This is a genomic window from Terrisporobacter othiniensis (assembly GCF_000808015.1).
Classification (GTDB): Bacteria; Bacillota; Clostridia; order Peptostreptococcales; family Peptostreptococcaceae; genus Terrisporobacter; species Terrisporobacter muris.
Genome location: NZ_JWHR01000111.1, coordinates 18,258 through 39,916, shown reverse-complemented (window position 1 = coordinate 39,916; position 21,659 = coordinate 18,258). Strand labels below are relative to the sequence as shown.

The 21,659-nt window shown below is 32.4% G+C and carries 32 protein-coding genes and 1 other annotated feature; all 32 genes read left to right on the top strand.

Annotated elements, in window-relative coordinates:
- Positions 1-95 precede the first annotated feature (95 nt).
- Positions 96-309, top strand: a binding site (T-box leader).
- A 119-nt stretch (positions 310-428) separates the two neighbouring features.
- The 32 genes from QX51_RS13065 (at position 429) to QX51_RS12910 (ending at position 21,656) form a co-directional block, all read left to right on the top strand.
- On the top strand, positions 429-2,141 hold the full coding sequence (locus QX51_RS13065; protein ID WP_039680356.1) for a proline--tRNA ligase: 1,713 nt from the start codon (positions 429-431) through the stop codon (positions 2,139-2,141).
- Positions 2,142-2,165: 24 nt separating this feature from the next.
- On the top strand, positions 2,166-3,650 hold the full coding sequence (gene gltX / locus QX51_RS13060) for a glutamate--tRNA ligase (protein WP_039680355.1): 1,485 nt from the start codon (positions 2,166-2,168) through the stop codon (positions 3,648-3,650).
- A 288-nt stretch (positions 3,651-3,938) separates the two neighbouring features.
- Complete coding sequence (gene cysS / locus QX51_RS13055; protein WP_039680354.1) at positions 3,939-5,336, top strand: cysteine--tRNA ligase; 1,398 nt, start codon at positions 3,939-3,941, stop codon at positions 5,334-5,336.
- A complete protein-coding gene (locus tag QX51_RS13050) occupies positions 5,321-5,734 on the top strand; it encodes a Mini-ribonuclease 3 (protein WP_039680353.1) in 414 nt (137 codons plus the stop codon). The genes cysS and QX51_RS13050 overlap by 16 nt, the downstream gene beginning before the upstream one ends.
- 154 nt (positions 5,735-5,888) lie before the next feature.
- Positions 5,889-6,647 carry an FAD-dependent thymidylate synthase gene (thyX, locus tag QX51_RS13045; RefSeq protein ID WP_039680352.1) on the top strand — a complete coding sequence of 253 codons (759 nt, stop codon included), beginning with the start codon at positions 5,889-5,891 and terminating at the stop codon, positions 6,645-6,647.
- Positions 6,648-6,660: 13 nt separating this feature from the next.
- Positions 6,661-7,392 carry a 23S rRNA (guanosine(2251)-2'-O)-methyltransferase RlmB gene (gene rlmB, locus QX51_RS13040; RefSeq protein ID WP_039680351.1) on the top strand — a complete coding sequence of 244 codons (732 nt, stop codon included), beginning with the start codon at positions 6,661-6,663 and terminating at the stop codon, positions 7,390-7,392.
- A gap of 11 nt (positions 7,393-7,403) precedes the next feature.
- Positions 7,404-7,934, top strand: a complete 531-nt coding sequence (locus QX51_RS13035; RefSeq protein WP_039680350.1) for an NYN domain-containing protein — start codon at positions 7,404-7,406, stop codon at positions 7,932-7,934.
- A gap of 60 nt (positions 7,935-7,994) precedes the next feature.
- Positions 7,995-8,642: an RNA polymerase sporulation sigma factor SigH gene (sigH, locus tag QX51_RS13030; protein ID WP_039680349.1), complete on the top strand. Its 648-nt coding sequence runs from the start codon at positions 7,995-7,997 to the stop codon at positions 8,640-8,642.
- Between the two features lie 73 nt (positions 8,643-8,715).
- Positions 8,716-9,909: an elongation factor Tu gene (gene tuf / locus QX51_RS13025; RefSeq protein WP_039680348.1), complete on the top strand. Its 1,194-nt coding sequence runs from the start codon at positions 8,716-8,718 to the stop codon at positions 9,907-9,909.
- A gap of 373 nt (positions 9,910-10,282) precedes the next feature.
- The gene (gene rpsJ / locus QX51_RS13020; RefSeq protein WP_018590366.1) at positions 10,283-10,594 is read left to right on the top strand and encodes a 30S ribosomal protein S10; all 312 of its coding nucleotides are present in this window, start codon (positions 10,283-10,285) and stop codon (positions 10,592-10,594) included.
- A gap of 94 nt (positions 10,595-10,688) precedes the next feature.
- On the top strand, positions 10,689-11,318 hold the full coding sequence (gene rplC / locus QX51_RS13015) for a 50S ribosomal protein L3 (RefSeq protein WP_039680347.1): 630 nt from the start codon (positions 10,689-10,691) through the stop codon (positions 11,316-11,318).
- A 27-nt stretch (positions 11,319-11,345) separates the two neighbouring features.
- On the top strand, positions 11,346-11,969 hold the full coding sequence (rplD, locus tag QX51_RS13010; RefSeq protein ID WP_039680346.1) for a 50S ribosomal protein L4: 624 nt from the start codon (positions 11,346-11,348) through the stop codon (positions 11,967-11,969).
- Positions 11,969-12,259 carry a 50S ribosomal protein L23 gene (gene rplW, locus QX51_RS13005; RefSeq protein WP_039680345.1) on the top strand — a complete coding sequence of 97 codons (291 nt, stop codon included), beginning with the start codon at positions 11,969-11,971 and terminating at the stop codon, positions 12,257-12,259. Before rplD ends, rplW begins: the two co-directional genes overlap by 1 nt.
- A 30-nt stretch (positions 12,260-12,289) precedes the next feature.
- A complete protein-coding gene (gene rplB, locus QX51_RS13000; protein WP_039680344.1) occupies positions 12,290-13,120 on the top strand; it encodes a 50S ribosomal protein L2 in 831 nt (276 codons plus the stop codon).
- A 54-nt stretch (positions 13,121-13,174) separates the two neighbouring features.
- Positions 13,175-13,456 (top strand): 30S ribosomal protein S19, encoded by a 282-nt coding sequence (gene rpsS, locus QX51_RS12995; protein WP_039680343.1) that lies wholly within the window; start codon positions 13,175-13,177, stop codon positions 13,454-13,456.
- A 32-nt stretch (positions 13,457-13,488) separates the two neighbouring features.
- A complete protein-coding gene (gene rplV, locus QX51_RS12990) occupies positions 13,489-13,833 on the top strand; it encodes a 50S ribosomal protein L22 (RefSeq protein ID WP_039680342.1) in 345 nt (114 codons plus the stop codon).
- Between the two features lie 11 nt (positions 13,834-13,844).
- A complete protein-coding gene (gene rpsC / locus QX51_RS12985; RefSeq protein ID WP_039680341.1) occupies positions 13,845-14,636 on the top strand; it encodes a 30S ribosomal protein S3 in 792 nt (263 codons plus the stop codon).
- A 31-nt stretch (positions 14,637-14,667) separates the two neighbouring features.
- On the top strand, positions 14,668-15,099 hold the full coding sequence (rplP, locus tag QX51_RS12980; protein WP_039680340.1) for a 50S ribosomal protein L16: 432 nt from the start codon (positions 14,668-14,670) through the stop codon (positions 15,097-15,099).
- Position 15,100: 1 nt separating this feature from the next.
- Positions 15,101-15,304 carry a 50S ribosomal protein L29 gene (gene rpmC, locus QX51_RS12975; protein WP_039680339.1) on the top strand — a complete coding sequence of 68 codons (204 nt, stop codon included), beginning with the start codon at positions 15,101-15,103 and terminating at the stop codon, positions 15,302-15,304.
- Between the two features lie 23 nt (positions 15,305-15,327).
- Positions 15,328-15,582 (top strand): 30S ribosomal protein S17, encoded by a 255-nt coding sequence (gene rpsQ / locus QX51_RS12970; protein WP_039680338.1) that lies wholly within the window; start codon positions 15,328-15,330, stop codon positions 15,580-15,582.
- Between the two features lie 25 nt (positions 15,583-15,607).
- Positions 15,608-15,976 carry a 50S ribosomal protein L14 gene (gene rplN / locus QX51_RS12965; RefSeq protein ID WP_039680337.1) on the top strand — a complete coding sequence of 123 codons (369 nt, stop codon included), beginning with the start codon at positions 15,608-15,610 and terminating at the stop codon, positions 15,974-15,976.
- Positions 15,977-15,998: 22 nt separating this feature from the next.
- Complete coding sequence (gene rplX / locus QX51_RS12960) at positions 15,999-16,304, top strand: 50S ribosomal protein L24 (RefSeq protein WP_039680370.1); 306 nt, start codon at positions 15,999-16,001, stop codon at positions 16,302-16,304.
- A 25-nt stretch (positions 16,305-16,329) separates the two neighbouring features.
- Positions 16,330-16,872, top strand: a complete 543-nt coding sequence (gene rplE, locus QX51_RS12955; protein ID WP_039680336.1) for a 50S ribosomal protein L5 — start codon at positions 16,330-16,332, stop codon at positions 16,870-16,872.
- Between the two features lie 17 nt (positions 16,873-16,889).
- Positions 16,890-17,075, top strand: coding sequence for a type Z 30S ribosomal protein S14 (locus QX51_RS12950; RefSeq protein WP_018590380.1), 186 nt, complete (start codon positions 16,890-16,892; stop codon positions 17,073-17,075).
- Between the two features lie 31 nt (positions 17,076-17,106).
- On the top strand, positions 17,107-17,505 hold the full coding sequence (gene rpsH / locus QX51_RS12945) for a 30S ribosomal protein S8 (protein WP_039680335.1): 399 nt from the start codon (positions 17,107-17,109) through the stop codon (positions 17,503-17,505).
- A gap of 29 nt (positions 17,506-17,534) precedes the next feature.
- On the top strand, positions 17,535-18,077 hold the full coding sequence (gene rplF, locus QX51_RS12940; protein ID WP_039680334.1) for a 50S ribosomal protein L6: 543 nt from the start codon (positions 17,535-17,537) through the stop codon (positions 18,075-18,077).
- Positions 18,078-18,112: 35 nt separating this feature from the next.
- On the top strand, positions 18,113-18,481 hold the full coding sequence (gene rplR / locus QX51_RS12935; protein WP_039680333.1) for a 50S ribosomal protein L18: 369 nt from the start codon (positions 18,113-18,115) through the stop codon (positions 18,479-18,481).
- A gap of 22 nt (positions 18,482-18,503) precedes the next feature.
- The gene (rpsE, locus tag QX51_RS12930; RefSeq protein ID WP_039680332.1) at positions 18,504-19,010 is read left to right on the top strand and encodes a 30S ribosomal protein S5; all 507 of its coding nucleotides are present in this window, start codon (positions 18,504-18,506) and stop codon (positions 19,008-19,010) included.
- A gap of 14 nt (positions 19,011-19,024) precedes the next feature.
- A complete protein-coding gene (rpmD, locus tag QX51_RS12925) occupies positions 19,025-19,210 on the top strand; it encodes a 50S ribosomal protein L30 (RefSeq protein ID WP_039680331.1) in 186 nt (61 codons plus the stop codon).
- A 32-nt stretch (positions 19,211-19,242) separates the two neighbouring features.
- Complete coding sequence (gene rplO / locus QX51_RS12920) at positions 19,243-19,686, top strand: 50S ribosomal protein L15 (protein WP_039680330.1); 444 nt, start codon at positions 19,243-19,245, stop codon at positions 19,684-19,686.
- Positions 19,687-19,721: 35 nt separating this feature from the next.
- Positions 19,722-20,990 carry a preprotein translocase subunit SecY gene (gene secY, locus QX51_RS12915; protein ID WP_039680329.1) on the top strand — a complete coding sequence of 423 codons (1,269 nt, stop codon included), beginning with the start codon at positions 19,722-19,724 and terminating at the stop codon, positions 20,988-20,990.
- 15 nt (positions 20,991-21,005) lie between these two features.
- On the top strand, positions 21,006-21,656 hold the full coding sequence (locus QX51_RS12910) for an adenylate kinase (protein WP_039680328.1): 651 nt from the start codon (positions 21,006-21,008) through the stop codon (positions 21,654-21,656).
- Positions 21,657-21,659 lie beyond the last annotated feature (3 nt).

Below are 21,659 nucleotides of genomic sequence, written 5' to 3'. Positions count from 1 at the left end.
AAAATTATAATGATATTATTTAAAAGTTGAAGTTGACAATAAAAATAAAATGCTATATCATTAAATTATTATATTTTTAAACAACTTGAATAAGACTAAAAACAATAATAAAGAAATAGTAAAAAATGAAATCTTTACAGAGAGGGAATAGTGGTGAGAGTTCCTAAGAGGAAGTTTTTGAACCAGTCTTTTAGTATAAAAACGGTAAAAAGTTTTTACGGGTCAGGACCGTTACATCCCTTGAGAGAATCATAATATATTATGATTAATTAGAGTGGTACCGCGGAAAGTCAGCCTTTCGTCTCTATTTTTAGAGATGAAGGGCTTTTTTTATATATTTAAAGAAATTATAATTTCTAATTGCTTAAACTGCGCAAAGCAAATTTTATATTTTGAAAATAATTAAAAAATTTAGGAGGTAATTTAATATGAGAATGTCAAAAATGTTTATACCAACGTTAAAAGAAATTCCAGCTGATGCAGAGATAACAAGTCATCAGTTAATGTTAAGATCAGGGATGATTAAAAAAATGTCTTCAGGACTTTACAATCATTTACCATTAGGACTAAGAGTTTTTAAAAAAATAAGTGACATAATAAGAGAAGAGATGAATGCAAAAGATGGTAATGAAATCTTCTGTACAGGTATAATACCTGCTGAATTATGGCAAGAGTCTGGAAGATGGACTGCAATGGGACCTGAAATGTTTAGATTACAAGATAGAACAGGTAAAGATTACTGCCTTGGACCAACACATGAAGAAGTATTTACAGATATAGTAAGACAAGAAGTTAAGTCATATAAAGATCTTCCTTTAAACTTATATCAAATACAAGCTAAATATAGAGATGAAAGAAGACCTAGATTTGGTGTAATGAGAACTAAAACTTTCTTAATGAAGGATGCTTATAGTTTTGATATAGATGAAGCTGGATTAGACAAATCATACCACGATATGTTTGAAGCATACACTAATATATTCGCTAGATGTGGATTAGATAATGCACCAGTACAAGCAGATTCAGGAGCTATAGGTGGAGCTTTCTCAGCAGAATTTATGGTTAAATCAGAAGTTGGGGAAGATGAAATAGTATTCTGTAAAGAGTGTGATTATGCAGCTAATATAGAAAAAGCTGAATCAGTAAATCATGAGCCATGCAAAGAAGAAATGTTGGAGTTAGAAGAAGTTTCTACACCAGATGTAAAAACAATAGAACAATTAGAAGCGTTTATGGGAGCTGATGCAAGTAAGTTTGCAAAAACTCTAATATTTGATGCAGATGGAAAATCTGTAGCAGTAGTTGTTAGAGGAGACAGAGATGTCAATGACACAAAAGTAGCTAATGCTGTAGGTGATGTTATTGAAATGGATTTAGCAGGAGAAGAGATGGTTAAGAAAGTTACTGGTGCTGAAACAGGATTTGCTGGACCAATAGGAATAAAAGCTGATTACTTATTTATAGATCAAGAAATAGTAGTTCAATCAAATTTAGTTGTTGGTGGAAATAAAACAGGATACCATATAAAAAATGCTAACTATGGAAGAGATTTTGAAGGTGTAGTAGGAGATTTCAGATCTGTACAACACGGAGATAAATGTATCAAGTGTGGTGGAGAATTAGAAATAATGAGAGGTGTTGAAGTTGGTCACATCTTTAAGTTAGGAACTAAATACTCTGAAGCAATGAACTGTACTTTCGTAGACAAAGATGGTAAATCTCAACCAATACAAATGGGATGTTATGGAATAGGTGTTGAAAGAACTGCAGCAGCTATAATAGAACAACACTATGATGAGAATGGTATAAAATGGCCTTTATCAGTAGCTCCATATCATGTTATAGTTGTACCAGTAAACATGAAAAAAGAAGAGCAAGTAGAAAATGCAGAAAAAATCTACAAGCAATTAGAAGCTATAGGTGTTGAAACTATATTAGATGATAGAGATGAGAGACCAGGATTCAAATTCAAGGATGCTGAGTTAATAGGTATACCAATGAGAATTACTGTTGGTAAAGATATAGTAGACGGAAAAGTTGAATTTGTATTAAGAGAAACTGGTGAAAAAGAATTAATAGCTGTAGAAGATATAGAATCTAGAGTTAGAGAAGAATTCAAAAAAAATAACGTAAGACTGTAATAGATTAGTTTTAGGAGGCATAAGATGAGTAATGTTAGAGTAAGATTTGCTCCGAGTCCTACAGGGTTTGTTCACATAGGTAGCTTAAGAACGGCTCTTTATAACTATTTATTCGCTAAGAAAATGGGCGGAGAATATATATTAAGAGTAGAAGATACTGACAGAACAAGACTTGTTGATGGTGCAATAGAAAATATGTTAAACGCTATGAAATGGGCTGGCGTAAATCACACAGAAGGTGTTATGTTAGATGACAATGGTAATGTGGTTCAAAAAGGTGACTGCGGACCATACATCCAATCTGAAAGACTAGATATATACCAAAAATATATACAAGAACTTTTAGATAGTGGTAAGGCTTACTACTGTTTCTGTACAAAGGAAAGATTAGATGAAGTAAGGGAAAAACAAAGAGAAGCTGGAGAAACTGCTAAATATGATGGTCACTGTAGAGACCTTTCTAAAGAAGAAGTTGAAGCTAAAATAGCAGCTGGTGAACCTTATGTTATAAGACTTAAATTACCAGAAAACCATGTTATAAAATTCATGGATGGTGTTAGAGGAGAAACCGAATTCAATACTAATGATTTAGATGATCAAGTTTTAATAAAAACTGATGGTTTCCCAACATACCACTTTGCTGTTGTAGTTGATGACCACTTAATGGGGATTACTCATGTAATAAGAGGTGAAGAATGGGTTTCTTCAACTCCTAAACATGTATACTTATATGAAGCATTTGGATGGGAAGCTCCAACATTTGTACATTTACCAAACATACTTAATAAAGAAAAGAAAAAATTAAGTAAGAGACAAGGTGATGTTGCAGTAGAAGACTTCAAGCAAAAAGGATACTTACCAGAAGGATTAGTTAACTATGTTGCGCTAGTTGGTTGGTCTCCAGAAGAAAATAAAGAAATATTCTCTATGGAAGAACTTGAACAAGCCTTCTCTATAGAAAGAGTTTCTAAGAGTGGTGGAGTATTTGACACAGAAAAATTAAACTGGGTTAACCAACACTACATGAAAGATGGAGATGATGAAGTATTAACTGCTTTAGCTATACCATTCTTAGTAGAAGCTGGATTTGTGACAGAGGAAGAAGCTAAAGAAAAGTATGATTTCTTAAAAGGAATAGTTTCAGTTTTAAAGGAAAAATTACAATATGTAAAAGAAATAACTGATCATGCTTCAATATTCTTTGGAGATACAGTTGAACTAGAAACTGAAGAATGTGGAGATTTCTTAAAATTAGAGCATATACCTACTCTAGTAGATGCTTTAATAGAAAAGCTATCTAACATGGAAGTTTTAGATGAAGCTAGCGCAAAAGCTATGCTTAAAGAAATACAAAAAGAACATGGAATAAAAGGTAAAAATTTATTTATGGGATCAAGAATAAGTTTAACAGGACAAATGCATGGTCCAGACCTTAATAAGATAATGGAAGTTATCGGAAAAGAAACTTGTTTAAACAGATTATCATATGTAAAAAATAACATATTATAATAAATAAGAATTGCTATCGAAAAGATAGCAATTCTTTTGCTTTAATTTAACAAAAGTTGAAGAATATGTTTTTTATAAAGAGTTAATTATGTATAATAATATAGTAGAGCAAATTTATTAGAAAATATTTGTATTTTCTTTAGATAATGTGAGCAAAATTAAAGTTAGAAATAAAATATATAAGGGTATAATAATATCATTGCTATACAATGGAATGAATTTATTTATAGAAAAATATTTTAAGATACATAATGAAGAGTAAACTAAATAGAAAGGAGAGATGGGAAAATGAAATTATTTAATACCATGACAAGATCAAAAGAAGAGTTTAAACCATTAGAAGAAGGAAAGGTTAAGATGTACGTTTGTGGACCAACAGTGTATAACTACATACATGTAGGTAATGCTAGACCTTTTATAATTTTTGATACATTAAGAAGATACTTAGAATATAGAGGGTATGATGTAAGCTATGTTCAAAACTTTACTGACGTAGATGACAAGATAATAAAAAGAGGTCATGAAGAAAATATAGAACCAGAAGAAGTTGCTAAAAAATATATAGAAGAATACTTTGTAGATGCTGATGGACTTGGAATAAAAAGAGCAACTGTACATCCACAAGTTACAGAAAATATAGAAGAAATAATTGAATTTGTTAAAGAATTAGAAGACAAAGGATATGCATATGCAGTAAATGGAGACGTATACTTTGATACTCAAAAATTCAATGAATATGGAAAACTTTCTGGAATAAAACAAGATGAATTAGAAGCAGGATCAAGAATAGAAGTAAATGACCAAAAAAGACATCCAATGGACTTTGTTTTATGGAAGGCTAAAAAAGAAGGTGAACCAGGATGGATGAGTCCATGGGGAGAAGGTAGACCAGGATGGCATATAGAATGTTCAGTTATGTCTCGTAGATATTTAGGGGATACTATAGATATACATGCTGGAGGTCAAGACTTAAAATTCCCTCATCATGAGAATGAAATAGCGCAAAGTGAAGCAAGAAGTGGAAAAACATTCTCAAATTACTGGATGCATAACGAATATATTAACATAAATAACGAGAAAATGAGTAAGTCAAAAGGTAACTTCTTTACAGTAAGAGATATATCAAAGCTATATGACTTAGAGATAGTGAGATTCTTTATGTTATCAACTCACTACAGAAACCCTATAAACTTTAGTGATGAAATACTAAATCAATCTAAAGCTGGACTTGAAAGATTATACAATGCAAAAGAAAGATTAGAATTTATAATAAGTAAATTAAGTGATGATGCTGAAAATGCTGAAGAGCTAAAATTAGAAGAAGAGCTAAACTCATTTAGACAAAGATTTATAGATGCTATGGATGATGACTTAAATACAGCAGATGCTGTAAGTATAATATTTGAATTAGCTAAATTTATGAACTCTAATGTAAATGAAAACTCAACTAAAGAATTTGCTAATAAAGTTTTAGCTGAGTTTAATGAGTTAACTAGTGTATTAAACGTTGTGAATAAAAAACAAGATGATATGCTAGATGAAGAAATAGAAAAATTAATAGAAGCTAGAACACAAGCTAAGAAAAATAAAGATTTTAAATTAGCTGATGAAATAAGAGATGAACTATTAGAAAAAGGTATTGTACTTGAAGACACAAGACAAGGAGTTAAATGGAGAAGGGCATAAAAATGGATAAAACACAACTAGTGACTATGTCACCTTTGGTATTAGCTTATTTGGGAGACACTGTATATGAATCTTATATAAGAGAGTATTTAATAAGAGATAACTGTAATAAAAAGGTTAATGATTTACACAAAACGGCAATCAAATACTCGAATGCAAAAGCTCAAGCATCTATAATACATGGTATGATGGAAGAGTTTACAGAAGAAGAAACTAGAATATACAAACGAGGAAGAAATCAAAAATCTCATACATCTCCTAAAAATGCAGACATTATAGATTATAAATGTGCAACTGGGTTTGAAGCTCTAGTAGGATATCTATATTTAAAAGAAGACAAAGAAAGACTTGAATATATAGTATATAAAGGAATTTCTATAATAGAAAGTAATATGTAACAAAAAAAGTATTGCCACTTGTGCAATACTTTTTTATTTAGTTGGTAAACCTATTGAAATAGAGAGAATTAAATGCTACTTTTTAAAATATTCCATAAATTATATGGTAATATAGTATAATATATTTATAACAATAGAACTAGGAGGTAAATATATGAAGGTAAAACTATTAGCACATACTCCACAACCTGAAAAGGTAATAGCTATGGCAGCTAAACTTTGTTATTCTCCAGTTGGAGTGGATGAAATAGAACAAAATTTAAGTGATGAAAGCGTGGAAAAGTTTTTAAATATGTTGATTAATATGGGACATGAATCTCCGTTAGAGCATGTAACATTTACATTTGGAATAGAAGGAATATCTAGGAGTTGTTCTCACCAAATAGTAAGACATAGAATAGCGAGTTTTTCTCAGCAAAGTCAAAGGTATGTTAAGCTAGATCAGTTTGAGTACATTATTCCTCCACAAATTGAAAAAATAGAAGAAGCTAAAGAAATCTTTATTCAGTCTATGAAAAAAGACCAAGAAGATTACGATAAATTAGTTGATATACTATTTAAAAAGCATTATAACAATTTACTTGAAAAAGGTAAAAGCGAAAAACAAGCAAAATCCCAAGCAGAAAAAATAGCAATTGAAGATGCAAGGTATGTATTTCCTAATGCTTGTGAAACAAAGATGGTACTTACCATGAATATAAGAAGTTTATACAACTTCTTTGATCATAGATGTTGTGAAAGAGCACAATGGGAAATAAGGGAACTTGCAGTCGAAATGTTAAGACAAGTAAAAGCAGTAGCGCCAGTATTATTTAAAAAATGTGGACCGAGATGTGTTTCAGGGCCATGTACTGAAGGTAAAATGAGTTGCGGTGAAATAGTCAGCATAAGGGAAAAATTCAAAAATTTATAGGCGGTGAACGAAATTGACAAATATAGAGGGAAGAAATCCCGTAATTGAAGTTTTAAAAAGCGACAGACAAATAGATAAAATAATGATCGCAAATGGAGCTAAAGAAGGTTCTATAAAAAAGATAATAGGAATGGCTAAGGACAAAAACATAGTTGTACAGTATGTGAATAAAAGTAAGTTAGATGAAATAAGTACAAGTCATGCGCACCAAGGTGTAATAGCTATTGTAAGTGATTATAAATATTATGAATTAGAAGAATTAATAGAAAAAGCAAAAAGCACAAATGAAGATATGTTCTTTATAATATTAGATGAAATTACTGATCCACATAATTTAGGGACAATAATAAGAACAGCAGATGCTGTTGGAGCTCATGGAGTTATAATACCAAAGAGAAGATCTGTACATATTACTCCTGTTGTGGCCAAAGCATCTGCAGGAGCTGTAGAATATGTACCTGTTTGTAAAGTAACCAATATAGTCAATACAATAAAAAGATTAAAAGAAGAAGGTCTTTGGATAGCTGCGGCAGATATGGACGGAGAAGTTTTCTATGAGCAAAACTTAACAGGTCCCCTTGGGTTAGTTATAGGAAGTGAAGGATTTGGTATATCTAGGCTAGTTAAACAAAATTGTGACTTCACTGTAAAAATGCCAATGACAGGTAATGTTACATCACTGAATGCCTCTGTAGCAGGCGGAATACTTCTTTATGAAATATTTAGGCAAAGAAATAAAGGCTAAATGTTAGAAAAATGAGGAGACATAATAGAAATTCTTATTTAATAATAGATGGTTACAATATTATAAACGCATGGGATAATTTAAAAGAAATATCTAAAGATGATTTAGAAGGTGCCAGAGAAAAACTAATTCATTACATTATTGAATATGCACAATATACTGGTAAAAAAGCAATCATAGTATTTGATGCTTATAATGTAAAAAACTCTAAAGAAAAAATAGAAGAGAGAAAGTATATAACTATAGTATATACAAAAGAACATCAAACAGCAGATAGTTATATAGAAAAATATATAAGTTCATTATCAAAATATGATGATATAGAAGTTGCTACTAGTGACTATGCAGAACAACAAATTATTTTAGGAAAAGGGGCTTCAAGAGTATCTGCAAGAGAGTTAAAACTCTATGTAGACAGTGCAATAGGAAAAATTAAAGAAGAACAAGAGAAACGTCAGCAAAAAATACAACGAAATTTCTTGGAGGAACGGTTAGACAAAGAGATATTGTCGAAACTTGAGAACATTCGTAGAAAGCATTGAAAACACTAAGTTTCGTAAGCTATAATATACTTATGAAACTTTTAATTGGGGGAGATTTTAATGTTAGTAGCTAATGATAATGATTACAAAGGATTGGATAATAATCAGCAAGATGAGTACAATATTGTATTAAAAGCAAGCAATGGGGATAAAATAGCATTAGAATATATTATTACAAAATATAAGAACTTTGTTAAAGCAAAGGCAAAATCCTACTTTTTAGTAGGTGCTGATAAAGAAGATATAATTCAAGAGGGCATGATAGGTCTGTATAAGGCTGTAAGAGACTTTGATGGAAGTAAGACTAATTCATTTAAGTGTTTTGCAGAAATTTGTATAACTAGGCAGATAATAACTGCAATTAAAACTGCCACAAGACAAAAACATATACCTCTTAATTCATATGTATCTTTAAATAAGCCTATTTATGATGAAGAGTCAGATAGAACTCTTTTAGACATAATAGCAACGAGTATAGTTACTGATCCAGAGGAACTAATAATAAGTAAAGAAGAACTAAGAAATATAGAAACTAAAATGAATGAACTTCTTAGTGATTTGGAACTTGAAGTGTTGGAATTATACTTAAATGGTAAGTCTTATCAATATATTGCGGACAAGCTTGATAGAGATGTTAAATCAATAGATAATGCTCTTCAAAGAGTCAAGAGAAAATTGGAAAAACATCTTGAAAACAGGAATGATTAATAGTAAAATACTTAACATAAGCTTATAGTAAGCATTTTAATCTATATTTAAATACAACAGGAGGTATTTTAAAATGGCTAAGGCTAAATTTGAAAGAAATAAACCACATGTTAATATAGGAACAATAGGTCACGTTGACCACGGTAAAACTACATTAACAGCTGCAATAACAAAAACATTATTTGACAGATATCAATTAGGAGAAGCTGTAGATTTCGCTAACATAGATAAAGCTCCAGAAGAAAGAGAAAGAGGAATCACAATATCAACAGCTCACGTTGAATACGAAACTCCAAACAGACACTACGCTCACGTTGACTGCCCAGGACATGCTGACTACGTTAAAAACATGATAACAGGTGCTGCTCAAATGGACGGTGCTATATTAGTTTGTTCAGCAACTGATGGACCAATGCCTCAAACAAGAGAGCATATACTATTATCTAGACAAGTTGGTGTACCATACATAGTAGTATTCTTAAACAAATGTGATATGGTAGATGACGAAGAGTTATTAGAGTTAGTAGAAATGGAAGTAAGAGAATTATTAAACGAATATGAATTCCCAGGAGATGACACTCCAATAATAAGAGGATCTGCTTTAAAAGCATTAGAAGATTCTTCTTCAGAGTGGGGAGACAAAATAGTTGAATTATTCGAACAAATAGATGAATATATACCAGCTCCAGAAAGAGATGTTGATAAGCCATTCTTAATGCCAGTAGAAGACGTATTCTCTATAACAGGTAGAGGAACAGTTGCTACAGGTAGAGTAGAAAGAGGAGTATTAAAAGTACAAGACGAGGTTGAATTAGTTGGATTAACTGAAGAGCCAAGAAAAGTTGTTGTAACTGGTGTAGAAATGTTCAGAAAGTTATTAGATAGCGCTCAAGCTGGAGATAACATAGGAGCATTATTAAGAGGTGTTCAAAGAGACGAAATCGAAAGAGGACAAGTATTAGCTAAGCCAGGTTCAGTTAACGCTCATACAAAGTTCACTGCAGAGATATACGTTCTTAAAAAAGAAGAAGGTGGAAGACATACTCCATTCTTCGATGGATACAGACCACAATTCTACTTCAGAACAACTGACGTAACAGGAGCTTGTAAATTACCAGAAGGAATAGAAATGGTAATGCCTGGAGATAACGTAACTATAGAAGTTGACTTAATAAACTCTATATGTGTTGAAGAAGGATTAAGATTTGCCATCAGAGAAGGTGGAAGAACAGTAGCTTCAGGAGTTGTAGCTGGAATAATAGAATAATCTAAAAAATAGATTATTTATATATATAAAGAAAGAGGGGGTTAAACCTCTCTTTTTTTGTATACAATATTGACAAAGGGAGAAAAAAATTATATACTAATCAAGTCGCTGTAAGAAAATAAGATAAAATTTTTTGAAATACAAAAGCAAAAAAATAATGTATGCAAAAAATAAAAAAATATCTTGAAAAAAAGTTAATAATAAGATAAAATATAATAGTGTGCTTGAGAGATACGAATTGTAAGGAAAGAGAGTTAGCCCTAATATTTTAATATTTTTTACTTTTAAAAAACAGGAACACCCGGAACTGTGTATCGGTATTAAAATAAATAAAGGTTAATGATAAACAAGCGAAGAAGGAGGGAAATAAAACATGGCTAAAAATGAAAAAATAAGAATAAGATTAAAATCTTATGATCACAAATTATTAGATTTTTCTGCTGGTAAAATAGTTGAAACTGCTAAAAAAGCTGGATCACAAGTTTCAGGACCTGTGCCACTACCAACAGAAAAACAAGTAGTTACTATATTAAGAGCTGTTCATAAATACAAAGATTCTAGAGAGCAGTTTGAAATAAGAACTCACAAAAGATTAATAGACATAACAAACCCAACGCCTAAGACTGTTGATTCTTTAATGAAATTAGACTTACCAGCAGGTGTTGATATAGAAATAAAGTTATAAGAACAAACACCTAAGATATTATCCTATAAGGTGACTATCTTAGAATGATTACTAAATTAGGTAATCCGCTGTAAGAATTATAGGAGGTGCTAATATGAAAGGAATATTAGGAAAAAAAATAGGTATGACTCAAATATTCACTGAAGCTGGAGAAGTAGTACCAGTAACAGTTGTTGAGGCAGGACCAGTTGTTGTAACACAAGTTAAAACAATAGAAAATGATGGATACAATGCAGTTCAAGTAGGTTTTGTAGATGCTAAAGAGAAATCTTTAAACAAGCCTCAAAAAGGACATTTAGCTGCAGCTAACACATTAAAAAAACACTTAAAAGAGTTCAGAGTTGAATCTGTAGATGCTTATACAGTTGGACAAGAAATAAAAGCTGACGTATTCGCAACAGGTGAAATGATAGATGTAACAGGAATATCTAAAGGGAAAGGATTCCAAGGTCCAATAAAGAGACATGGTCAATCAAGAGGTCCAGAATCTCATGGTTCTAGATACCACAGAAGACCAGGTTCAATGGGAGCTTGTTCTTACCCAGGTAGAGTTTTCAAAAACAAAAAATTAGCTGGACACATGGGTAGCGTTAAAGTTACAGTTCAAAACTTAGAAGTAGTAAGAGTTGATGCTGAAAAGAACTTTATATTAGTTAAAGGTGCTATACCAGGAGCTAAAGGTTCAGTAGTAACAATAAAAGAAGCAGTTAAGGCTTCTAAATAAGACTAACCTAAGAAAGGAGGATGCACAATGCCAAAATTAAATGTATTGAATATGAATGGACAAAATGTTGGTGAAATAGAATTAGCTGATTCTATATTCAATGTTGAAGTTAACGAACATGTTTTATATGAAGTAGTTAAAAACCAACTTGCAAATAAAAGACAAGGTACTCAATCTGCAAAAACTAGAGCAGAAGTTAGAGGTGGCGGAAGAAAACCTTGGAAACAAAAAGGAACAGGTAGAGCAAGACAAGGTTCTATAAGAGCTGTACAATGGATAGGTGGAGGAGTTGCTTTCGCACCAAAACCAAGAAATTACAGATATACTTTACCTAGAAAAGTTAGAAGATTAGCTATGAAATGTGCTTTATCTTCAAAAGTACAAAACAACGAAATGATAGTATTAGACGCTTTAACAATGGAAGCTCCTAAAACTAAAGATTTCGCAGCTGTATTAAAAAACATAAATGCTGGTAAAAAAGCTTTAGTAGTAATGGCTGAGAAAAACGAAAACATAATAAAATCAGCAGCGAACATACAAGGTGTTGAAACTGCATTAGTTAATACTATAAATGTTTATGATATCTTAAAATACGATTCTTTCGTAATAACAACAGATGCTGTTAAAAAAGTGGAGGAGGTGTACGCATAATGACTAATCCACACGATATAATAATAAGACCAATCGTTACAGAAAAAAGTATGGCTGAAATGGCTGAAAACAAATACACATTTGAAGTAAGCAAAAAAGCTAATAAAACTGAAATAAAAAAAGCTGTAGAAACTATATTCGGAGTTAATGTTGAAAAAGTAAACACATTAAACTACGATGGAAAAGTTAAAAGAATGGGTAGAAGTGTAGGAAGAACTGCAAGTTTCAAGAAAGCAGTAGTTAAGTTAACTGCTGATTCTAAAGAAATAGAATTCTTCCAAGGAATGTAATACCTTTTATTAACATAAGGAGGAAAAAAGATGGCTATTAAAAAGTTTAAACCAACTTCTCCTGCCTTAAGACAAATGACAGTTTTAGTTTCTGATGAGATAACAACTAACCAACCAGAGAAATCTCTTTTAGTTTCTTTAAAGAAGAACTCTGGTAGAAATGCTCACGGGAAAATAACTGTTCGTCACAGAGGTGGAGGAAACAGAAGAAAATATAGAATAATAGATTTCAAAAGAAATAAAGATGGAATACCTGCAAAAGTTGCAACTGTTGAGTATGATCCAAACAGAACTGCTAACATAGCTTTATTAAACTATGCTGACGGTGAAAAGAGATATATATTAGCTCCAGTTGGAATAAAAGTAGGAGATACTTTAATGTCAGGACCAGATGCTGATATAAAACCAGGTAATGCATTAGCATTAAAAAATATGCCAGTTGGTACAATAATTCACAATATAGAATTAAAACCAGGAAAAGGAGCTCAGTTAGTTAGATCTGCTGGTGTTTCTGCTCAGTTAATGGCTAAAGAAGGAACAAAGGCTTTATTAAGATTACCATCAGGAGAAATGAGATATGTAGCTATAGACTGTAAAGCTACTATAGGACAAGTTGGTAATGCTGAACATGGTAACGTTGTTATAGGTAAAGCTGGTAGAGTTAGACATATGGGTATAAGACCTACAGTTAGAGGATCTGTAATGAACCCTTGCGATCACCCTCATGGTGGTGGTGAAGGTAGAGCTCCAATCGGTAGATCTGGACCAGTTACTCCATGGGGTAAACCTGCACTTGGATACAAAACTAGAAAGAAAAACAAAGCATCTAATAAATTAATAGTTTCAAGAAGAACTAAATAATAGATGATTAAATAGATTTTATGAATTTATTTTACTCAGAGAGGAGGAAATTAGATGTCAAGATCAACTAAAAAAGGACCTTTTGTACATGCTAGACTTTTAAAGAAAGTTGAAGAAATGAATGCATCAGGAAATAAGGAAGTTATAAAGACTTGGTCAAGAAGTTCAACAATATTCCCTCAAATGGTAGAGCACACTATAGCTGTTCATGATGGAAGAAGACATATACCTGTTTATATAACAGAAGATATGGTTGGACATAAATTAGGAGAATTTGTTCCTACTAGAACGTTCAAAGGACACAAAGACGACGAAAAGAGTAACAAGAGAAAATAATACCATTCTTACTAAGGAAGGAGGATATTAAAATGGAAGCAAAAGCAATTGCAAAATATGTACGTGTATCTCCAAGAAAAGCTGGACAAATATGTAGCTTAGTTAGAGGTAAAAACGTTGATGAAGCATTAGCAATATTAAAATTCACTCCAAGAGGTGCTGCTGCAGATATAGCAAAAGTTGTAAAATCTGCTAAAGCAAATGCTGAAAACAATCACGAAATGAATGCTGAAAACTTATATATAGAATCAATAGTTGCTAACCAAGGGCCAACAATAAAGAGATTTATGCCTAGAGCACAAGGTAGAGCTACTATGATAAGAAAAAGAACTTCTCACATAGAAGTAGTTGTAAAAGAAAAAAATAGTCACAGATAGGAGGGAAATAAATGGGACAAAAGGTTAACCCACACGGATTAAGAGTCGGTGTTATAAAAGATTGGGATTCAAGATGGTTCACAACTGATAAAAAAGAGTTCGGAGCATTATTATTAGAAGACCACAATATACGTAAATTCTTAAAGAATAAATTATACTCTGCTGGAGTTGCTAAAATAGAGATAGAAAGATCTGCTAACAAGATCAAATTAGATCTTCATGTTGCTAAGCCAGGTGTTGTTATAGGAAGAGCTGGTGCAGGAATAGAAGCATTAAAAGCTGAGTTAGAAAAAATGACTAAGAAAAATATAATAGTAAACATAGTTGAGGTAAGAGCTATAGACAAAAATGCTCAACTTGTTGCTGAAAACATAGCTTTAGCTATAGAAAGAAGGGTTGCTTTCAGAAGAGCTATGAAACAAGCTGTTCAAAGAGCACTTAAAGCTGGAGCTAAAGGTATAAAAGTTGCTGCATCAGGTAGACTAGGTGGAGCTGAAATGGCTAGAACTGAAGGATACAGCGAAGGAAATGTACCTCTTCAAACTTTAAGATCTGACATAGACTATGGATTTGCTGAAGCTGATACTACTTATGGAAAAATAGGTATAAAAGTTTGGATCTGTCATGGTGAAGTATTACCAACTAAAAACGGAATAAATCCAAGAGAAGAAAGAAAAGATAATAGAAGAGACAGAAGAGATAACAAGAGAGATAATAGAAGAAGAGATTCTAGAGGAAATGGAAGAGGACAAAGACCTCAAGGACAAAGACCTCAAAGAACTGAAAACAAAGGAAATAAATAATATATAAGGTTCGAGGAAGGAGGAAACACTCATGTTAATGCCAAAAAGAGTAAAACGTCGTAGAGTTCACAGAGGTACTATGGCTGGTAAAGCTCAAAAAGGTAACAAAGTTACTTACGGAGAGTTCGGTTTAATGGCCATGGAAGCATCTTGGATAACTTCTAATCAAATAGAAGCTGCCAGAATAGCTATGACTAGATATATAAAAAGAGGCGGGAAGGTTTGGATAAAAATATTCCCTCATAAGCCAGTAACAAGAAAACCAGCTGAAACTCGTATGGGTGCTGGGAAAGGTTCTCCAGAATATTGGGTAGCCGTAGTTAAACCAGGAAGAGTTATGTTCGAATTAGCAGGTGTAGATGAAGCGAAAGCTAGAGAAGCTATGAGACTTGCTGCACATAAACTTCCAATCAAATGTAAATTTGTTAAAAAAGAAGATTTAGAAGTAAAGGGTGGTGAATAGGATGAAAGCTAAAGAACTAAGAGATTTAACAAGCGAAGAGCTAATGAGTAAATTAAATGACTTCAAAAGTGAATTATTTAGCTTAAGATTCCAATTAGCTACTGGTCAATTAGAAAACACAGCAAGAATTAAGTTTGTTAAAAAAGATATAGCTAGAGTTAAAACTATCCTTGCTGAAAGAAAGTTAAACGAAACTAGAGCTTAATTTGGAGAGGAGGCTTTTTAAACATGGAAAGAGGAAGAAGAAAAGTTAGAATAGGCCGTGTTGTAAGTAACAAAATGGATAAAACTATAGTAGTTGCTGTTGAAGATTTCGTACGTCATGAGTTATATAACAAGCCTGTTAAAAGAACTAAAAAGTTCAAGGCTCACGATGAAAACAATGTATGTTCAATCGGAGATAGAGTTAAGATAATGGAAACTAGACCTTTATCAAAAGATAAACACTTCAGACTAGTAGAAGTTATCGAAAAGGTTAAATAGTTTTGCGAAAAGGAGGTATTACGATATGGTACAACAAGAATCACGTTTAAAAGTTGCTGACAATTCTGGTGCAAAGGAACTTTTATGTATCCGTGTATTAGGTGGAAGTAAAAGAAGATATGGTAACGTAGGTGACGTAATCGTTGCTACTGTTAAAAGTGCAACACCTGGTGGAGTTGTAAAAAAAGGTAAAGTTGTTAAAGCTGTTATAGTTAGAACAAAAAAAGGTATAAAGCGTAACGACGGATCTTATATAGCATTCGATGAAAATGCTGCAGTTATAATAAAAGACGATAAAACTCCAGTAGGAACTCGTATATTCGGGCCTGTTGCAAGAGAGTTAAGAGATCATGAATTTATGAAAATAGTATCTCTTGCTCCAGAAGTACTATAATAAGGAGGTGCAATAGGACATGATGCGTGTTAAAAGAGAAGATACAGTTGTTGTTATAGCTGGTAAAGATAAAGGTAAAACAGGGAAAGTTGTTAAAGTATTCCCTAAGACTAACAAAGTAATAGTTGAAGGTGTGAACGTAGTAACTAAACACCAAAAACCAAGTGCTATAAACCCACAAGGTGGAATAGTAAATAAAGAAGCTGCTATACACGTTTCAAATGTAATGCCAGTTGATCCTGAAACAGGAAAAGGAACAAGAGTTAGATTTGAAATGAGAGATGGTAAAAAAGTTAGAGTAGCAGTTAAGAGCGGAAAAGAAATATAATATAGCTTGAAAGGAGGGACCTTAAATGGCTTCTAGATTACAAGAAAAATATACTCAACAAGTTGCTCCAGCGATGATGGAGAAATTTGGATATAAAAATATAATGGAAATACCTAAATTAGATAAAATAGTTATCAATATGGGTGTTGGAAATGCTAAAGAAAATCCAAAAGGATTAGAAAAAGCAGTAGAAGAAATGGAAATAATATCTGGTCAAAAACCAGTTACGACTAAAGCTAGAAAATCAGTAGCTAACTTTAAATTAAGAGAAGGTATGCCAATAGGTGCAAAAGTTACATTAAGATCTGATAAAATGTACTACTTCTTAGATAAATTAGTTTCTGTATCATTACCAAGAGTTAGAGACTTTAGAGGAGTTAACCCTAACGCTTTCGATGGTAGAGGTAACTATGCTTTAGGTTTAAAGGAACAAATAATATTCCCAGAAATCGAATATGATAAAATAGATCAAGTTAGAGGAATGGATGTAATATTCGTTACTACAGCTAAAACAGACGAAGAAGCTCGTGAATTATTAAAATTATTAGGAATGCCATTTTCTAAATAATTAAAGGAGGGATTCCAGTGGCTAGAAAAGCGATGGTTGTAAAACAACAGAAGAAGCAAAAATATTCAACAAGAGAATATACTAGATGCTCAATATGTGGTAGACCACATTCTGTTATAAGAAACTTTGGTATATGCCGTATATGCTTTAGAGAATTAGCTTATAAAGGTCAAATACCTGGTGTAAGAAAAGCAAGTTGGTAAGATTTTTTTAAACTGAAAGGAGGGTTTCAATATGACAATGACAGATCCAATTGCAGATATGCTTACTCGTATAAGAAATGCGAACACTGTTAAGCATGAAACTGTTGACGTTCCTGCTTCTAACATAAAGAAAGAAATAGTTAGAATCTTATTAGAAGAAGGTTTCGTTAGAGGTTATGATGTTATAGAAGATGAGAAACAAGGAATAATAAGAATACAATTAAAGTACGGACAATCAGGCGAAAGAGTTATACAAGGTATAAAGAGAATATCTAAACCTGGTATGAGAGTTTATACAAATGCTTATGAAGTACCAAAGGTATTAAACGGATTAGGAATATCTGTAATATCTACTTCAAAAGGTATATTAACTGATAAACAAGCAAGAAAAGAAAATGTTGGTGGAGAAGTAATCTGCTACGTTTGGTAATCAATCGAACTAAGTAAGGAGGTGCGACTATGTCAAGAATAGGTGTTAAACCAATAACAGTACCAGCTGGTGTTGAAGTTACTATAGCTGCTGATAATACAGTAACTGTAAAAGGACCTAAAGGAACTTTAACAAAGCAATTTGATGGTGCTTTAACTATAAAACAAGAAGGAAATGTTATAACTGTTGAAAGACCAACAAATAACAAACAACACAGATCATTACACGGGTTAACTAGAACTTTAATAGATAACATGGTAATAGGTGTTAATACTGGTTTCGAAAAGAAATTAGAATTAGTAGGTGTTGGATACAGAGCACAAAAGCAAGGAAATAAATTAGTTATGAACTTAGGATACTCTCATCCAGTAGAAATGGAAGATCCAGAAGGAATAACTGTAGAGGCTCCAAATCAAACTGAATTAGTAGTAAAAGGTATAGACAAGCAATTAGTTGGTAACTATGCTGCTAAAATAAGAGATTGGAGAAAACCAGAGCCATACAAAGGTAAAGGTATAAGATACGCTGGTGAAGTTGTAAGACGTAAAGAAGGTAAAACTGGTAAAAAGTAAGCCTAATTAAATAAAGGTTGAAAGGAGTGAGCTCAATGTTAAAGAAAGCTGATAAAAATGCTATAAGACTTCAAAGACATAAGAGAGTTAGAAGAAAAGTTTCTGGAACTACTCAAAGACCAAGATTATGTGTATTCAGAAGTTCAAACAATATATACGCTCAAATAATAGATGACACTAATAGGGTAACTCTTGTTGCTGCTTCTTCTTTAGAAGCAGATGTTAAGGGTGCTGTTAATCATACAGGAAATAAAGAAGCAGCTAAATTAGTTGGACAATTAGTAGCTAAGAAAGCTGTAGAAAAAGGTATAACTGAAGTTGTATTTGACAGAGGTGGATACTTATATCACGGAAGAATAAAAGAGTTAGCTGAAGCTGCAAGAGAAGCTGGTCTTAAATTCTAATTAAAAAAGGAGGGACATGCACATGCGTCGTAAATTAATAGATGCGAGACAACTAGATTTACAAGAAAAAGTTGTTGAAGTTAGACGTGTTACTAAAGTTGTTAAAGGTGGTAGAAACTTTAGATTCGCAGCTTTAGTAGTTGTTGGAGATGAAAACGGACACGTTGGAATAGGTTCTGGAAAAGCTATGGAAGTTCCAGATGCTATAAGAAAAGCAGTAGAAGATGCTAAAAAGAATCTTATAAAAGTACCTATGGTAGGAACTACTATACCTCACGAAGTTATCGGACACTTCGGTGCTGGAAGAATAATAATAATGCCAGCTCAAGAAGGTACAGGAGTAATCGCTGGTGGTGCGGCTAGAGACTTATTAGAATTAGCTGGATTAAAAGACGTTAGAGCGAAATGCTTAGGAACTAGAAATCCAAGAAACTTAGTAAATGCTACAATAGAAGGACTTAAATCTCTTAAAACAGCTGAAGATGTAGCTGCACTAAGAGGTAAAAAAGTTGAAGATCTTTTAGGCTAAGGAGGTAGTGTGAAATGGCTAAATTACAAATCAAATTAGTTAGAAGTACAATAGGAACTACTCCTAACCAAAGAAAAAACGTTGAAGCGTTAGGATTAACAAAAAGAGAACAAGTAGTTGTTAAAGAAGATAATGCCCAAATGAGAGGTATGATCGCTAAAGTTAGTCACTTAGTTGAAGTAACTGAAATAACTGAATAATTTATTTACGAAATAAGAAGGAGGTGCAATCCATGAAACTACATGAGTTAAAACCTGCTAAAGGAGCAGTAAAAGCTAAGAAAAGATTAGGTAGAGGTACTGCTACTGGTCAAGGTAAAACTGCAGGACGTGGACAAAAAGGACAAAAGTCTCGTTCAGGTGGTGGAGTTAGAGTAGGATTCGAAGGTGGACAAATGCCACTTGCTAGAAGATTACCTAAAAGAGGTTTCACAAATATATTTAAAAAACAATATACAGAAGTTAACGTTGAACTTTTAAATAGATTCGAAAATGGTACTGAGGTAACTGCAGAATTATTAAAATCTACAGGTGCTGTAAGTAAAATAGAAAAAGACGGTATAAAAATATTAGGACAAGGAAATCTTGAAAAAGCTGTTACAGTTAAAGCTGCTAAATTCACTGCTTCAGCTCAAGAGAAAATAGAAAAAGCTGGAGGAAAAGCTGAATTAGTATAATTTAAGCTTTCTAGCAACACTTGTGGGGTGATTACGTGCTATCAAAGATAAAACAATCTTGGAAAGTGAAAGATGTAAGAAAAAGAATTTTATATACCCTAATGATGATTCTAATATTTAGAATAGGTACTACTATACCAGTTCCTGGAGTCAATACCAGTATTATAAAGGATATGGTAGGCAACAATAGCCTACTTTCCCTATATAATATGTTTGTTGGGGGAGCTTTCAGTAACTTCACTCTGTTTGCATTGGGCATAGGACCGTTTATTACAGCCTCAATTATTATACAACTTCTTACGATAGGTTTTGATAGTTTAAAAGAACTACAAAAGTCTGGTGAAGAAGGTAGAAAGAAAATGAATGCGTATACTAGATATACAGCTTTAGCATTAGGATTTGTACAAGCGATAGGTATTACACTAGGAATTGTAAGATCTGCTTTAGCGTCTGACAGCATATTTTTCATTTTAACAGTTATAGTAACTTTAGTTGCAGGTAGTATGCTTGTAATGTGGATGGGCGATAGAATTACTGAAAAAGGTTTGGGTAATGGTAGTTCAATTATAATATTCGTTGGTATTATATCAAGAATACCATCAGATCTTATAGGAACTGTAAAAGATGTAAATCAAGGAAGTCTAGCTTTATGGGCAGCAATATTAATTGTTGTTGTAATGCTAATAACTATAATGGCTGTAACATATATAAGTGAAGCAGTTAGAAAAATTCCAGTACAATATGCTAAAAGAGTTGTTGGAAGAAAATTATATGGAGGACAAAGTTCTCATATACCAATGAAAGTAAACCAATCAGGTGTTATGCCAATAATATTTGCTAGTTCACTTTTAGCTTTTCCACAAACGATAGCGTTATTTATGGGAGAAAGTGCTCAAACATTTGTATCAACTTACCTAAGTACAAGTTCAGACATAGGTTTTTGGATATATAGATCTTTAGAAGTTCTATTGATAGTATTTTTCTCATATTTCTACACTACTATATCATTCAATACTGAAGATATAGCAGAAAATATGAAAAACAATGGTGGATTCATCCCGGGTATAAGACCTGGAATGCCTACAGTTGATTATTTAAATAAAATATTATCAAAGCTAACATTAGCAGGAGCTGTATTCTTAGCTATAATTGCGATGATACCAGCATTCACAGTACATTTTTTAAGTGTTGAAATGAGTTTGGCTGGAACATCTATACTAATCGTTGTAGGGGTAGCTCTTGAACTTAAGAGACAATTAGAGTCACACCTTGTTATGAGAAGTTATCAAGGATTTTTAAAATAAATTGGAGATGATAGTATGAGACTTATATTATTAGGACCTCCTGGGGCGGGTAAAGGTACTCAAGCTGCAGGAATAGTTGAAAAATACCAAATACCTCATATATCAACAGGAGATATATTCAGAAAAAATATTAAAGAAGGAACAGATCTTGGAAAAAAAGCTAAAGAGTTTATGGACCAAGGGTTATTAGTTCCTGATGAATTAACTGTAGGATTAGTTACAGATAGATTATCTCAAGATGATTGTAAAATGGGGTTCATGCTAGATGGATTCCCAAGAAATGTAGCTCAAGCTGAACAGTTAGATGCTTTCTTAAAAGATACAGGGATGGCATTAGACAGAGTTATCAACATAGAAGTTGATAAAGAAAAATTAGTAGCAAGAGCAGTTGGTAGAAGAATCTGCAAATCTTGCGGTGCTACTTACCATATAGAATTTAACCCTTCAAAAGAAGAAGGCGTTTGTGATATATGTAAAGGTGAGCTTTATCAAAGAGCTGACGATAATGAAGAAACTGTATCAAAAAGAATACAAGTTTATTTAGATGAAACCAAACCATTAGCTGATTATTATTCTAAATCAGGTATAATAGCAGATATAAATGGTCAACAATCTATAGACAAAGTATTTAATGATATAGTATCTGCTTTAGAGAGTAGTAAATAATTG

What these genes read in the sequence shown, in the direction of transcription:
- rpsH (WP_039680335.1), top strand. Translation starts at nt 17,107, where the DNA reads ATGACAATGACAGATCCAATTGCAGATATGCTTACTCGTATAAGAAAT.
- rplO (WP_039680330.1), top strand. Translation starts at nt 19,243, where the DNA reads ATGAAACTACATGAGTTAAAACCTGCTAAAGGAGCAGTAAAAGCTAAG.
- cysS (WP_039680354.1), top strand. Translation starts at nt 3,939, where the DNA reads ATGAAATTATTTAATACCATGACAAGATCAAAAGAAGAGTTTAAACCA.
- rpsJ (WP_018590366.1), top strand. Translation starts at nt 10,283, where the DNA reads ATGGCTAAAAATGAAAAAATAAGAATAAGATTAAAATCTTATGATCAC.
- rplE (WP_039680336.1), top strand. Translation starts at nt 16,330, where the DNA reads ATGGCTTCTAGATTACAAGAAAAATATACTCAACAAGTTGCTCCAGCG.
- QX51_RS13035 (WP_039680350.1), top strand. Translation starts at nt 7,404, where the DNA reads ATGAGGAGACATAATAGAAATTCTTATTTAATAATAGATGGTTACAAT.
- rplF (WP_039680334.1), top strand. Translation starts at nt 17,535, where the DNA reads ATGTCAAGAATAGGTGTTAAACCAATAACAGTACCAGCTGGTGTTGAA.
- rplB (WP_039680344.1), top strand. Translation starts at nt 12,290, where the DNA reads ATGGCTATTAAAAAGTTTAAACCAACTTCTCCTGCCTTAAGACAAATG.
- rplD (WP_039680346.1), top strand. Translation starts at nt 11,346, where the DNA reads ATGCCAAAATTAAATGTATTGAATATGAATGGACAAAATGTTGGTGAA.
- sigH (WP_039680349.1), top strand. Translation starts at nt 7,995, where the DNA reads ATGTTAGTAGCTAATGATAATGATTACAAAGGATTGGATAATAATCAG.
- QX51_RS13050 (WP_039680353.1), top strand. Translation starts at nt 5,321, where the DNA reads ATGGAGAAGGGCATAAAAATGGATAAAACACAACTAGTGACTATGTCA.
- rplX (WP_039680370.1), top strand. Translation starts at nt 15,999, where the DNA reads ATGCGTGTTAAAAGAGAAGATACAGTTGTTGTTATAGCTGGTAAAGAT.
- rpmD (WP_039680331.1), top strand. Translation starts at nt 19,025, where the DNA reads ATGGCTAAATTACAAATCAAATTAGTTAGAAGTACAATAGGAACTACT.
- rplN (WP_039680337.1), top strand. Translation starts at nt 15,608, where the DNA reads ATGGTACAACAAGAATCACGTTTAAAAGTTGCTGACAATTCTGGTGCA.
- rplP (WP_039680340.1), top strand. Translation starts at nt 14,668, where the DNA reads ATGTTAATGCCAAAAAGAGTAAAACGTCGTAGAGTTCACAGAGGTACT.
- rplR (WP_039680333.1), top strand. Translation starts at nt 18,113, where the DNA reads ATGTTAAAGAAAGCTGATAAAAATGCTATAAGACTTCAAAGACATAAG.
- thyX (WP_039680352.1), top strand. Translation starts at nt 5,889, where the DNA reads ATGAAGGTAAAACTATTAGCACATACTCCACAACCTGAAAAGGTAATA.
- rpsC (WP_039680341.1), top strand. Translation starts at nt 13,845, where the DNA reads ATGGGACAAAAGGTTAACCCACACGGATTAAGAGTCGGTGTTATAAAA.
- rplW (WP_039680345.1), top strand. Translation starts at nt 11,969, where the DNA reads ATGACTAATCCACACGATATAATAATAAGACCAATCGTTACAGAAAAA.
- QX51_RS13065 (WP_039680356.1), top strand. Translation starts at nt 429, where the DNA reads ATGAGAATGTCAAAAATGTTTATACCAACGTTAAAAGAAATTCCAGCT.
- tuf (WP_039680348.1), top strand. Translation starts at nt 8,716, where the DNA reads ATGGCTAAGGCTAAATTTGAAAGAAATAAACCACATGTTAATATAGGA.
- rpsS (WP_039680343.1), top strand. Translation starts at nt 13,175, where the DNA reads ATGTCAAGATCAACTAAAAAAGGACCTTTTGTACATGCTAGACTTTTA.
- rplC (WP_039680347.1), top strand. Translation starts at nt 10,689, where the DNA reads ATGAAAGGAATATTAGGAAAAAAAATAGGTATGACTCAAATATTCACT.
- rpmC (WP_039680339.1), top strand. Translation starts at nt 15,101, where the DNA reads ATGAAAGCTAAAGAACTAAGAGATTTAACAAGCGAAGAGCTAATGAGT.
- gltX (WP_039680355.1), top strand. Translation starts at nt 2,166, where the DNA reads ATGAGTAATGTTAGAGTAAGATTTGCTCCGAGTCCTACAGGGTTTGTT.
- rplV (WP_039680342.1), top strand. Translation starts at nt 13,489, where the DNA reads ATGGAAGCAAAAGCAATTGCAAAATATGTACGTGTATCTCCAAGAAAA.
- rpsQ (WP_039680338.1), top strand. Translation starts at nt 15,328, where the DNA reads ATGGAAAGAGGAAGAAGAAAAGTTAGAATAGGCCGTGTTGTAAGTAAC.
- QX51_RS12910 (WP_039680328.1), top strand. Translation starts at nt 21,006, where the DNA reads ATGAGACTTATATTATTAGGACCTCCTGGGGCGGGTAAAGGTACTCAA.
- rpsE (WP_039680332.1), top strand. Translation starts at nt 18,504, where the DNA reads ATGCGTCGTAAATTAATAGATGCGAGACAACTAGATTTACAAGAAAAA.